General features: G+C 58.9%; 10 protein-coding genes. 2 read left to right on the plus strand and 8 right to left on the minus strand.

Annotated elements, in window-relative coordinates:
* Positions 1 to 147 precede the first annotated feature (147 nt).
* The 6 genes from pqqB to IB254_RS06515 form a co-directional block, all read right to left on the minus strand.
* A complete protein-coding gene (gene pqqB / locus IB254_RS06490; protein WP_192416809.1) occupies positions 148 to 1,059 on the minus strand; it encodes a pyrroloquinoline quinone biosynthesis protein PqqB in 912 nt (303 codons plus the stop codon).
* 72 nt (positions 1,060 to 1,131) lie between these two features.
* Entirely contained in the window at positions 1,132 to 1,206 is a 75-nt protein-coding gene (gene pqqA, locus IB254_RS06495) for a pyrroloquinoline quinone precursor peptide PqqA (RefSeq protein WP_009045898.1), read from the minus strand.
* Positions 1,207 to 1,361: 155 nt separating this feature from the next.
* Positions 1,362 to 3,788: a pyrroloquinoline quinone biosynthesis protein PqqF gene (gene pqqF, locus IB254_RS06500; RefSeq protein ID WP_192416810.1), complete on the minus strand. Its 2,427-nt coding sequence runs from the start codon at positions 3,786 to 3,788 to the stop codon at positions 1,362 to 1,364.
* Positions 3,789 to 3,836: 48 nt separating this feature from the next.
* Entirely contained in the window at positions 3,837 to 4,631 is a 795-nt protein-coding gene (locus IB254_RS06505; protein WP_192416811.1) for a carbon-nitrogen hydrolase family protein, read from the minus strand.
* A 12-nt stretch (positions 4,632 to 4,643) separates the two neighbouring features.
* Positions 4,644 to 6,326, minus strand: a complete 1,683-nt coding sequence (locus IB254_RS06510) for a flavin monoamine oxidase family protein (RefSeq protein ID WP_192416812.1) — start codon at positions 6,324 to 6,326, stop codon at positions 4,644 to 4,646.
* A 263-nt stretch (positions 6,327 to 6,589) separates the two neighbouring features.
* Entirely contained in the window at positions 6,590 to 7,051 is a 462-nt protein-coding gene (locus tag IB254_RS06515) for an Lrp/AsnC family transcriptional regulator (protein WP_192416813.1), read from the minus strand.
* A gap of 174 nt (positions 7,052 to 7,225) precedes the next feature.
* Here IB254_RS06515 and IB254_RS06520 point away from each other — a divergent pair, with 174 nt between their 5' ends.
* On the plus strand, positions 7,226 to 9,580 hold the full coding sequence (locus IB254_RS06520; protein ID WP_192416814.1) for a glucose/quinate/shikimate family membrane-bound PQQ-dependent dehydrogenase: 2,355 nt from the start codon (positions 7,226 to 7,228) through the stop codon (positions 9,578 to 9,580).
* 58 nt (positions 9,581 to 9,638) lie between these two features.
* Here the strand turns inward: IB254_RS06520 and IB254_RS06525 are convergent, their stop codons facing one another.
* Positions 9,639 to 10,637, minus strand: a complete 999-nt coding sequence (locus IB254_RS06525; protein WP_192416815.1) for an Abi family protein — start codon at positions 10,635 to 10,637, stop codon at positions 9,639 to 9,641.
* Between the two features lie 371 nt (positions 10,638 to 11,008).
* Between IB254_RS06525 and IB254_RS06530 the strand changes: the two genes are divergently transcribed.
* Positions 11,009 to 11,656, plus strand: a complete 648-nt coding sequence (locus IB254_RS06530) for a peptidase M41 (RefSeq protein ID WP_192416847.1) — start codon at positions 11,009 to 11,011, stop codon at positions 11,654 to 11,656.
* Between the two features lie 69 nt (positions 11,657 to 11,725).
* Here the strand turns inward: IB254_RS06530 and IB254_RS06535 are convergent, their stop codons facing one another.
* Positions 11,726 to 12,034 carry a DUF3077 domain-containing protein gene (locus IB254_RS06535; RefSeq protein ID WP_008035943.1) on the minus strand — a complete coding sequence of 103 codons (309 nt, stop codon included), beginning with the start codon at positions 12,032 to 12,034 and terminating at the stop codon, positions 11,726 to 11,728.
* Positions 12,035 to 12,420: the final 386 nt, after the last annotated feature.

The following is a 12,420-nucleotide window of genomic DNA, read 5'->3' on the forward strand; positions in this document are numbered from 1 at the left end:
CGGTCTCCGGGGAACAACCGGTGGATTCTGTTGTGTCTGTTCGGGCCTCATCGCGAGCAGGCTCGCTCCCACAGGGATTTGGTGTGACCGCAGATCCAATGTGGGAGCCAGCCTGCTGGCGATAGACCGCGCAGCGGTCTCGGTGTCCTACAACACAATGCTCATGCCGTCATACGCCACTTCAACATCCCGCCGAGCCAGCTCGGCGCGCTCCGGCGAATCCTCATCGAGGATCGGGTTGGTGTTGTTGATGTGGATAAGCACCTTGCGCTGCTTGGGCAACTGTTCCAGCACTTCCAGCATACCGCCGGGGCCGTTCTGCGCCAGATGGCCCATTTCCCGGCCGGTGCGGGTGCCGACACCACGGCGCTGCATTTCGTCGTCGTCCCACATCGTGCCGTCCACCAGCAGGCAGTCGCTGCCGGCCATGATCTCCAGCAGCGGCGCGTCGACTTTGCCCAGGCCCGGCGCGTAGAACAGCTTGCCGCCGGTGTTCAGGTCTTCAATGATCAACCCGATGTTGTCGCCCGGATGCGGGTCGAAACGGTGCGGCGAGTACGGTGGCGCGGCGCTGCGCAGCGGCAGCGGAGTGAAACGCAGACTCGGGCAGGCCGGGATGGTGAAGCTGCAGTCGAGTTCGATGCGGTTCCAGTTCAGCCCGCCGTTCCAATGGGTCAGCATGGTGAACAGCGGGAAACCGGTGCTCAGGTCTTCATGGACCATGTCGGTGCACCAGACGTTGTGCGGGCAACCCTCGCGCAGGCTGAGCAAGCCAGTGGTGTGGTCGATCTGGCTGTCCATCAGGATGATCGCGCTGATACCGGTATCGCGCAGGGCGCGGCCCGGTTGCATCGGGGCAAAATTCTGGAGCTGGGCGCGGATGTCCGGCGAGGCGTTGCACAGCACCCAGTTCACGCCGTCATCGGAAATCGCGAGGGACGACTGGGTCCGCGCCTTGGCATTCAGGCTCCCGTCGCGAAAACCTGCGCAGTTCACGCAGTTGCAGTTCCACTGGGGGAAACCGCCGCCGGCGGCGGAACCTAGAATCTGGACAAACATGGGTGCTCCATCATTTCAACGCTGAAAATAAAAACGCCTCGGCAAACCGAGGCGCTGAACGGCAGGACAAGCTTAGCGGCTTGCGAAGTACATGGTGACTTCAAAGCCGATACGCAGGTCGGTGTAAGCAGGTTTGGACCAGGACATGGGAGCGCTCCTTCAGGTGATGGGACGGTTGAGATCTATACATATAGTCCACCTCCAGCCGGAGATGTTCAGATAGTTAGGTGGCTATGTTACTCAAAATTACAGAGTGATTGGCCTGCATTCTCGGAAAAAGCTAATTGCACCAGCGGTAATGATCATTTTGCCACTTGCCAAGGCGCCTCTGGCTGCGAACCGCTGGCCAGACAGCGCCAGCCGCCCTCGGCGTTGATCAGGCGTTGTGCGGCGGTGCGCAGGGCAGAACGATCGATGTCCAGAATGGATTGGGGAAGCTGTGCCAGATAATCCGACGAGTGGCCGGCCAGCTTGCCCTGCCAGAGCAGTTCGGCGGCCTGGGCGACGGGCAATGCAGGGATCTGGAATTGATCGGCCAAGGCCTGACGCTGGGCAACGAAGGTCGCCTCGTCGATGCCGTCGATCATTGTGGGCAAGTCGTTCAGAAAGTCTTCCATGTGTTGCAGCAGGTTTAGAGGGGCGACGCTCGGTGATTGCACGCCGAACAGAACACCCGTCTGCCCATGGACCTGACGCAGCGCACTGAACACCGCATAACCCAGTTGCAACTCAACGCGCAGACGCTGGTAGAACGGCGTCTGATAAATGTGCGCGAGCAAACGCCACGCAGCTTCGTCAGAGATTTCCTGTGTGGCCGTCGGACAGAACAGCAACAGCGCGTGTTCGCTGGAACCGGTGTCGAGGGCGGTCCACAGACGCTGCCCGTTGATCGAGGACAGCGGCGACGGTTGAGTGTCCGCAATGCCGGGCACGCGACTCAGGGCGAACCCCATCGCTGCTTGAGTCTGTGCCGACAACCCGATTGCCAGGCCTTCCCAGCGCGCCGTCGACCACAGCTGCTGCAAGTCATCAGCGACTGAGCTTTGCTCAAGGCAATGATCAGGCAGCGCTTTCAGCAGTTGTTTAATCGGTATCAACGCGGCGCTTTTCGGTTCTTCCTGTGGGAAACCGGCGTCAGGGTTTGTCAGCTCTTTCAGCGCATGTTCGAGGACGGTCGGCATCGACTCTTGCAGCCCCGTCATTTTCAGCAACCATTCATTTCCAGAAGCGCTGAAAGAAAAGTCGACGCCCGCCTGACGGGCATCCTCGCGCAGCGGTTGCAGATGGTTATCCAGACCCTGTTGATGGCGGGGTTGAGGTTTGGACTCCAGTCGCCAGCGCAGATAAATCGCGCCTTCAGCGGTGTTGTCCGGCAGGGCCTGGCTGAATTGCATCGGCGAGTTTTCGCGACGGCTGCGCGAGCGGTCCTGCGCAAATGTCCGCAGGCCACGGTGTTTACTGGTCTGGCCGCGAATCAGGCCGGCATTTGAGGGTGGCGCCTCGGCGCGCAAGAACGGATTCGGTGTCGGCAGTTGCCATTCACCACTGAAGTTATCCACAGCGCCGATTTTCTTCAGGATGTCCTTGAGCGCAGCAACGCTCTGCTCGGATAACCCGGTTTCAAGCTGTTCGCTGTCGAGTCGGGCCAGTTGCAGCGCACTGCTGACTTGTTGCTGGCGCTGAAGCACGGCAGCGTACTCGTCACGCAGAAGGGCCCAATCTTGCTGAGCTGCAAAAAAGCCCAGCCAATCCAGGAGCTTCTCGCTCAGGACGCTCGCCGAGGCGGTCGTTGTGAATTCAACGTGCAGCACGGCTTGTCCGGCAAATTTATACAGTGGCTTGGCATTCAGATGCTCAGCCAAACCGCATTCGCGCAATACAGTCAGTAGCCCGCCGGGTTTCGCGGCGTTCAGCCAATGGCACAGAAACGCCAATGCTTCGGTCGACGCATTGGGCAGTGCTTCGAAGGTAAACAGCAGATCCAGCCGACGCTCGCCAGCCTGTTGATAACTTGCGACTGAAGATTCCATCAGCGGCACAGGAGCCTGTTGCGGGAGGTTTTCTCCCATGGAAATCACTTCGCCGAATTTCAGCGCCATTTGCTTCAACTCTTCGATACTTTGCGGGCCGGCCAGGCTCAGCGTCATCTGTCCGGTCTGATAAAACTGCTGATGGAAATCCTGCAGCGCTTGCTGAAACTCCGGTTGCTGCACGGGCAGGCTGTCGCGGTTGCCGGCATGAAAGCCGCGCAACGGATGAGTCGGCGAAAGCCCATCGAACAACGCCAGTTGCTGCTGTGCCGTAGGATCCTGCGACCAGGCGACAAACTCCGCGTGCAGCACTTCCCGTTCCCGCAACTGATCGTCCAGATTCATACGCGGATGAGCGAGCATGTCTGACAGACGCTGCAATCCTCCGTTGAAAACTTGAGGTGGCAATTCGAAAAAGAATTCGGTGGTGCGCTCACTGGTCCGTGCATTCACCTGGCCACCATGACCTTGTACGTAGGCCATCAGCCCTTGTTCCGCAGGAAAACGCTCGGTACCGAGAAACAGCAGGTGCTCAAGAAAATGCGCCAGGCCTGGCCATGCCAATGGCACGTCATGACTGCCCGCAGTGACCCGCAACGCGGCCGCACAACGCTTCAGATTCGGGGCATGACGCAGCGTCACCCGCAGGCCGTTGGCCAGGGTTTCAGTGTGAGGGCGAGGGGGATTCAGCGCAGGCATGAGCACTTCCAGAACAGGGAAGCGCTAATGCTAGCGGATTACTGGGTGTCAGCGCTTGTTCAGCTCGCCGTAAAGCTCGGGGCGGCGATCGAGGAAGTAACGATTGGCCGCGCGGGAATCGATCATCAACTGGCGATCCAGCTCACCGACAATCAGCGCTTCATCGAGGCCCGCCTGAGCGATGCGGCTGCCATCCGGCGCGGCGATGCTGCTCTGGCCGCAGTAGTGGATGTCGCCTTCGTTGCCGCAGTAATTGGCATACGCCACGTAACACTGGTTTTCGAAGGCGCGGGCGCGGACTGTGACGTCGGCGATGAAGTCGTAAGGAATCATGTTCGCCGTCGGCACCAGAATCAGCTCGGCGCCGGCCAGGGCCAAACGCCGCGCGTTCTCCGGGAACTCCATGTCGTAGCAAATCAGGAAACCGAGCTTCCAGCCGTTGAGCTCCACCAGCGGAAAATCATCCTGGCCGGCGCTGAACATCGAGTGATCGAGGTCGCCGAACAGGTGAGTCTTGCGGTAGTTGCAAAGGCGTTCGCCATTGGCGTCGATCAGTTGCACGGCGTTGTAGATCTGCCCATCTTCGGTACGCTCGGGATAGCCATACAAAATGGCGATCCCTGCGGTCTTGGCAATGCGCGCGATCTGCTGCGCCGACTCTCCGTTGTGCACCTCCGCCAGGACCCTGACGGCATCGACGCCGATGTTGTAACCGGTCAGGAACATCTCCGGCAGCACCAGCAAATCGGCGCCTTTGGCCTCCAGCGCCAGTTGATGCAGGCGTTGCAAATTGCCGGCGACGTCCAGAGGCAGTGGTGGACATTGGTAAAGGGCTACGCGCATTTCGAACTCCTTTTACTCGGGCAGGGCGATCGGACCGATCTCGTTGAACACATCTCCTGGACCCGGGTTCTCGGCGTGAGTTTCACCGCCGAAGTGTTTCATGATGCCCCACACCGCATTGAGCGAGGTTTGCACCGCGCCTTCGACCCACGCCGGCGTCCACGAAACGTCGTCGCCAGCGATGAAAATCCCGCGCTGTTCGGCTGGCATATCAGCCTGCATGAAGTGCGCATACATGCGCTGGTTGTAACGGTAGTGACCGGGCAATGCGCCTTTGAAGGCGCCAAGGAAATGCGGGTCGGCTTCCCACGACACGGTGATCGGATCGCCGATGATTCGCGCCGCGATGTCGACTTTCGGGTAGATCTTTTTCAGCGCGTTCAACGCCAGTTCGACGCGTTTTTCCACCGGGTGTGGAAGCATTTTCAACGCATCGCTCATCCACGAGTACGACAGGCAAATCACGCCCGGCTTGTCGTCGCCGTTATCGAACAGATAGGTGCCGCGGGTCAGGCGATCGGTGAGGGTCATGCTCATCAGGTCGCGGCCGGTTTCCGGATCCTTGTCCTTCCAGAACGGGCGGTCGACCATCACGAAGGTTTTGGAAGATTGCATGTAGCGGGTGCGGTCGAGGGCCATCCACATCTTTTGCGAGAACAGGGTTTCGTCGCACTCGATCTGGGTGGTCAGCAACCAGCTCTGGCAGGTGGTCAGCACCGCCGCGTACTCGCGGGTATCGCCATTGTTATCGGTGACCGCAAAACGACCGTCCGCGGCGTGAGCGATTTTTTTAACCCCGGAGCGTGGTGCGCCCCTGTGCAGCGACTTGAGGCTGGTGCCTTCGGGCCAGTGCACGCAACGTTCCGGCGCATGGCGCCAGATGCCTTGCGGCACTTGTTCGACGCCGCCGACGACCAGATGTTGGTGATCGTCGCAGTTAGTCATCACTACGCGGAAGATTTCCAGCATCGAGTTCGGGAAGTCCGAGTCCCAGCCGCCAGTGCCGAAACCAACCTGGCCGAATACTTCGCGGTGATGGAACGACAGCTTGGCGAAGGCTTCGGAGGTGGCGACAAAGTCGTAGAAGGTGCGGTCGTCCCACAGCGGAACCAGGGTGTTCCACAACTCTTTGAGGCGCGGCACGTCACGGTCGCGGATTGCTTGCTGGATATCGGAGAACTGCGAACCGGCTTCCAGTGCGTCCGCCCACGCGTCAGCCACTTCCTGGAACAGTGCCGGAAGATCCGCCAGTTTCTGTGCGTAATGGGTTTTGCCTTCCAGGTCGATGACGGTGCTGCCAGAGGCCGGGGTCAGCGGATTGGGAAAGGGTTTGGTCTCGAGGCCGAGCTTGTCGACGTAGTGGTAAAACGCGGTGGACGACACCGGGAAGCGCATGCCGCCCAGTTCGGCGACGATGCCATCGGTCCCGTTGAACGCCTGCGAGCGCAGGCGGCCGCCCAATTTCGAGGCTTCATAGACGACGGGCTTGAGGCCCAGTTTCATCAGTTCGTAGGCCGCGACCAAACCGGCGATACCGGCGCCCACAATCGCTACTTCGGCGCCGTGGTGGTGCGCAGGAATGCTGCCGAGGCCGGCCGGGTGTTCGATCCAGTCGTCGAAGGCGAAAGGAAAGTCCGGGCCAAAAATGGTGACTGGTTTTTTACCGTCTGCAGGATGGCGATTGTTCTTGTTCATGGCTGACCTTGCTGGCGACCGGACGCGGGGTGCGCGTCTGAGTATAGGAAAAGATGGCAGCCATTCTAGAGAGCGTAGAACACGTTAATAAGACGCAATGTGTCGTCGTTTTGCTAATTAATTGTGCAAAATGACGAGCTATTGCTACACACCGTCCAGTGTGGGAGCGAGCCTGCTCGCGATGACGGAGTGTCAGTCGACATTGATAGTGATGCGTAAATCGATTCGCGAGCAGGCCGGTCTCGCTCCCACCTTGCTCGGCGTTAAACCGGCTGGCCGCGATCTATCTTGCTGCTGAGAATGATCGACGTGGTCGTCTTCTCCACCCCGTCCACACTGCCGATCTGATCCAGCAACTGATCCAGTTGCTCCGGCGAATCAGCGCGCAGCCACGCCACATAATCAAATTCGCCACTCACTGCACACAACTGCTGAACCTGAGCCATCGCGCTCAATCGCCGCAACACCTCCTTGCCCGAGCGCGGTTGCACCGTGATCCCGACGTACGCCTGCAATCCGCCGTCCACCACACGCTGGCCCAGGCGCACGCCGTAACCGGTGATGACCCTGGCCTTTTCCAGTCGCGACAGCCGCGACGTCACGGTGGTGCGGGCGATGCCCAATTGCCGGGCGAGCATGGCCACGCTTTCGCGGGCATTGATTTGCAGGGCCGCGATCAATTGGCGGTCGATTTCGTCAAGAACGGGCGGGCGAGTGTCAGGCAATGGTCGTCTCCAGCAACACAAATCAATGGGTCAGCATGTTACAGCACCGCTCGCATACCGGATGTTTGATCTAGCCTCAGTACCGTTCATGCCATTTTTGCCTGCGACAATTTGCCATAAGTAACTAGGTAGTACATTATTCCGCGCTTGTCACAAATGGGAAAAATTACCGACATGAATAATTCTGGGGCTGCCGGCGGCGGCAAATGGTTGCTGTCGGGGCTGGGTGTCCTGATTGCGTTGATCGGACTCGGCCTGGCCGGTGGCGGCGGTTATCTGGTCTCGCTAGGCGGCAGCTGGTATTTCCTGCTGATGGGCCTGGCGATGCTGGTGTCCGGGCTGATGATCGCCCGTCGCAAGCCACAAGGTGCGTGGCTGTATGGTGTGGCGCTGATTCTTACCGCGATCTGGGCCGTATGGGACACCGGGTTCGAATACTGGCCATTGGTCTCGCGCGTGCTGACCTTCGCCGTGATCGGCGTGGTCGTTGCGCTGATCTATCCGACGCTGGTGCGTGCTTCAGGCGCGACTGCCGGCCGTGGCGCTTATGGCCTCGCCGGTATTCTGGGCGTCGGCGTTGTCGCAACGATGGCCTACATGTTCGTGCCGACCCATGTGGTCAAGGCCAGCATTGAACCGGCTGTTACGCCGGTCGCTCCGGGTACCGAACAGAAAGACTGGGCCCATTGGGGCAACACCACCGCTGGCAACCGCTTTGCCGCGCTGGACCAGATCAACAAAGGCAACATCGACAAGTTGCAGGTGGCGTGGACGTTCCGCACCGGCGATATCCCGCAAAGCACCGGCGCTGGCGCTGAAGACCAGAACACCCCGCTGCAAATCGGCGACACGGTCTACACCTGCACCGCTTACGGCAAAGTCTTCGCGCTGGATGTCGACACCGGCGCCCAACGCTGGAAGTTCGACCCGCAAGGTACTGCGCCAAACTGGCAGCGTTGCCGTGGCCTGGGTTATTCCGAGACGCCAGTGTCTTCGGATAACCAGCCGACTGCCTGTACGAAACGTCTGTTTCTGCCGACCGGCGATGCCCGTCTGATTGCGATCAATGCCGAGACCGGCAAGCCGTGTGAAGAGTTTGGCAACAAAGGCACGGTCGATCTGACCACCGACATGGGTGAAGTGAAGCCCGGTTACTACCAGCAAACCTCGACCCCGCTGGTCGCAGGTGACGTGGTGATCGTCGGTGGCCGTGTGGCCGACAACTACTCCACCGGCGAGCCGCCAGGCGTGGTCCGCGCTTACGATGTACGCAGCGGTGAACTGGTGTGGGCGTGGGATCCGGGCAATCCGAACACCACCAAACGTCCACCGGCTGGTGAGACCTATACGCGCGGCACACCAAACGTCTGGTCGGCCATGTCCTACGACGCCAGACTCGGTCTGGTCTACTTGCCCACCGGCAACGCCACGCCAGACTTCTTCGGCGGCCAACGCACGGCATTCGATGACAAGTGGAGTTCGTCCATCGTCGCCATCGACGTGAAGACCGGTCAGGTGCGCTGGCACTTCCAGACCACCCATCACGACCTGTGGGACTTCGACCTGCCGGCCCAACCGTTGTTGTACGACGTGCCGGACAACAAGGGTGGCCTGCAGCCAGCCTTGGCGCAAGTCACCAAACAAGGCGAGATCTTCCTGCTCAACCGCGAAACCGGCGTGCCGATCGCGCGCGTCGAAGAGCGCCCGGTTCCGCAAGGTAGTGTGCCCGGCGAACGCTATTCGCCCACCCAGCCGTTCTCGGTGGACATGCCGTCCATCGGCAACAAGACCCTGACCGAAGCCGACATGTGGGGCGCCACGCCGTTTGACCAGTTGATGTGCCGCATCCAGTTCAAAGGCATGCGCCACGAAGGCGTCTACACCCCGCCGGGCATGGACCGCGCGCTGCAATTCCCGGGCTCGTTGGGCGGCATGAACTGGGGCAGCGTCTCGGTAGATCCAAACACGAACTACATGTTCGTCAACGACATGCGCCTGGGCCTCGCCAACTACATGATCCCGCGCAACAAGATCGCCGCCGGGGCTAGCGGTATCGAAATGGGCGTCGTGCCACAGGAAGGCACACCGTTCGGGGCGATGCGCGAACGCTTCCTCTCGGCGGTGGGCATTCCGTGCCAGAAGCCGCCGTTCGGCACGATGTCCGCCATCGACCTCAAGACCCACAAACTGATGTGGCAAGTGCCGGTCGGCACCGTGCAAGACACCGGTCCGCTGGGCATCCGCATGCATTTGCAGATTCCGATTGGCATGCCGACCCTCGGTGCTTCCCTGGCTACCCAGTCCGGCCTGCTGTTCTTCGCTGGTACCCAGGATTTCTACCTGCGGGCGTTCGATACGGGTAACGGGAATGAGATCTGGAAGTCGCGTTTGCCGGTGGGTAGCCAGTCGGGTCCGATGACTTACGTTTCGCCGAAAACCGGTAAGCAGTACATCCTGCTGACGGTGGGCGGTGCACGTCAGTCAACGGATCGTGGGGATTACGTGATTGCGTATGCCTTGCCTGAGTAAAGGCTGAATCGCACGTACGAAAAAGCCGCGCAATTGCGCGGCTTTTTCTTTTTTGAAATTACTCAGTTATCTGCCAGAACGGGTCTTGGTGCCACTCCTGTGGAAATCCCATTGCTCGCTGATTCAGACTGGGAAATTCCAGCATCAGTTCTAGTAAACGGCGATCCCAATGGGTGTGTGGGCTCACTTGGTGCATCAAGTGTTTTAGGATGCACAAAACCGAAAAAATTCGCGGATGCTGTCCCTGCTGAAGTAATGCCTGTGGCCATTGAAAACTGGTTTTCTTAGGCAGTTCAGGTCGTATCCCCAGCTCCCGATTCCACAGCCGCGCGTGATGGGCGCAAATGTTGCGAATGGTGGTCAGGGTATGCAGCCACGATTGCAGCAGAGGTGCAGGTAATGCAAGGTACTTGGCGATAACTTTCTTGTCTGCGTCGCGGGCAAGTCCCTTGTAAAGGTGAGACAGATCTCCCAGGGGCAGCTCTTCCAGCATGGCCCATCCGGGCATCAGTGACGGCTGGTCGTACGTTACCGGATAGTGCCGGGCATAGCTTTCTTTCGCACGTTGCCGCTTAAGATGATCTTTACGCCTGGTATCGGTTTGCAGGCGGTCTATCCGTTGGCAGTCTTTTTCGTAATCGCGTTTGGCGCTGTTTTGCTTGGTGCGTATGGTCTCCATCAATCGAGCGTGGTCATAGGTGTGCTGAAACAGCCGGACTTCCATGTACCAATGCCCGCCGTGAGTGGGGCCCATGTGGTTGCTGATCAATGAACGAACGGCAACTTCGACACGCTCGATGGCATCCATTGCAAGTAGGCGCAGCCTGCGGTCGAACTCATAGAGCGTGGTCAGTTCACGAAATTCGGAACCCTTGCGGAAAGGGTGATCTTGATCGTCTGCATGCTGAAACGTACGCATGTAAGGTGTGAGGCGGAAGAAGCTGACAGCTTGCAGGAAGTACTGTGCTCGAGCCTCATCCTGGATTTGCAGGCCACGCTGCTTGAGCAGTTCGATTTGGGCAGTGATGTCGATCACCGGTTTACCAAAGACTCTCATGCCCTAAAAACTCCGGGCAAAAAAAACCCGCTCAATTTGTGCTTGGCTGCTGACGCAACTATAGGCATGGCGGGTGTGTTGCGGCGAAGACTAGGTAGAACCGCTTCGCATTGCAAGTTTTTTGCTGAAAGGTCGATAAGCGGATAGGCCAGGTTTTGCATGAGGAATCTCGCTGTTTTTGTTGACGAGGAACCTTGTCTTTTTCAGGTTTTGAGTCTGATTGTACTGGCTGTAAACACTGACCCGAGCTCGATAAGCCGCGTAACAGGGCCTATAAGAATAGAGCTTCAACAACTTGGGAATCTTCCTACTTCGCTCGACAGAATGGACACTAACAGTCAGTCGAATTCGAAGAGTGCGGGGCAATGGAAATGACAACGAAGATGTCTCCCGCTATACGGGATCACGCATTACAGATCGCCCATCACGAAATGGGCCACTACGTCGTGGCCCGCGCATTGGGGTTTGCAACCGGCGGCGTGACTCTGTCCGTGACCATGGATTTGCGCCATCAAGGGGGCGCTGCCATTACCCTGGCGCGCCCGATTTCATCGATGGAAGCAATGAAAGCGCACGTGGAAGCCCGAATAATGGTCCTGATGGCTGGCGCCATCGGGCAGACATTGTCTTCGACACATCGGTCCGGGAATCGCGTCGACAAGACGAAAGCCGTCACCATCCTGAAAGGTGCGCTGGGGGCGGAACAGGATTATGCAAAAGTAAAAGAGCTTCAGCATTTACTGCGCAACATCACCTGTCCCGATACGGACCCTGCGTCATCTGACCGTATTGCGGCTGAGCTTCAAGCGATGACTGATCGCATGTGGGGCCGGACTCAAGCAATCGTCGAGGATCTGGCGGACACGATTACCGAACTGGGGCGCGTGTTGGTCGACGCCATGGTCATCGTGGAGCAGTGGGGCAGGGCAGCGGATACGTATGAGGTGGTGTTTACGCGTGAAATGCTTGAGCGGTTGCGGCCAGTGCAGGCCATTCCAGCGTTGGGTGTTTGGGCGTAAGACAACGCACCACCGATCATCCTGTGAAAGCCCCGAATTCTCGGGGCTCATTCCACGGTCAATTGGCCGCTATTTTTCGGACTTCGTATTGGCGCGATCAGGTCCGCGCTCCAGCACCTTCATCACATCATCGACCACGGCCTTGCTCATCGACGTCAGGTAATGCGCTGCCCAGGCGTGGCGGTCGGTGTCTTTGGCGTAGGCGGCGTCCATGGTCAGCTCCTTGGCGAGGTACAACAGATTTGAGGCCTGAGCTAGAGCATCGGCGAGGGGAACGCCACTACTGACATGGAACAGCGGTTGGTTTGAGCAGTAGATGAAGGGGGTGAGGCCGATGGTTTTCAGTTCTGAGGGGTGGAGCGGATTTGTTTGGGGCATGGTTTTACTCCAGGGTTCCAGGAGCTGCCATTTTTCGTTACCACACGAAAAGGTGGCAGCTGTACGCAGGGTGGTAAACCGGGAACCAAGGAAACCGGCACGCCCGAGGGCGTCCCACGCACAGCCGCCATATCAAGAATTCAGGCCTGAAAACTACCTTCGTTCGTAATGCGTGCATTAGTGCGCTGGTTTCGCCGGGTTACCACACCCGATCACTGCATTTGCAGCGACGTCCGGAGACTATCCCGTCGAAGAACAGCGCAACAAGGCATCAAAGTGCCCACAAAACACGATTCGGAGTTTGCCTACAAGGTCTGCGGACGTCATCCGATATTGCGCCACCTGAAGTAAACAAAACCAAACGCCAGAAGCCGAACACCCACATC

Source organism: Pseudomonas sp. PDM03 (assembly GCF_014852385.1).
Lineage (GTDB): Bacteria > Pseudomonadota > Gammaproteobacteria > Pseudomonadales > Pseudomonadaceae > Aquipseudomonas > Aquipseudomonas migulae.

Excerpts from the sequence above, each read along its gene's own strand:
- pqqB (WP_192416809.1), bottom strand. The coding sequence starts at position 1,059 with ATGTTTGTCCAGATTCTAGGTTCCGCCGCCGGCGGCGGTTTCCCCCAG.
- pqqF (WP_192416810.1), bottom strand. The coding sequence starts at position 3,788 with ATGCCTGCGCTGAATCCCCCTCGCCCTCACACTGAAACCCTGGCCAAC.
- IB254_RS06505 (WP_192416811.1), bottom strand. The coding sequence starts at position 4,631 with ATGCGCGTAGCCCTTTACCAATGTCCACCACTGCCTCTGGACGTCGCC.
- IB254_RS06510 (WP_192416812.1), bottom strand. The coding sequence starts at position 6,326 with ATGAACAAGAACAATCGCCATCCTGCAGACGGTAAAAAACCAGTCACC.
- IB254_RS06520 (WP_192416814.1), top strand. The coding sequence starts at position 7,226 with ATGAATAATTCTGGGGCTGCCGGCGGCGGCAAATGGTTGCTGTCGGGG.
- IB254_RS06525 (WP_192416815.1), bottom strand. The coding sequence starts at position 10,637 with ATGAGAGTCTTTGGTAAACCGGTGATCGACATCACTGCCCAAATCGAA.
- IB254_RS06530 (WP_192416847.1), top strand. The coding sequence starts at position 11,009 with ATGACAACGAAGATGTCTCCCGCTATACGGGATCACGCATTACAGATC.
- IB254_RS06535 (WP_008035943.1), bottom strand. The coding sequence starts at position 12,034 with ATGCCCCAAACAAATCCGCTCCACCCCTCAGAACTGAAAACCATCGGC.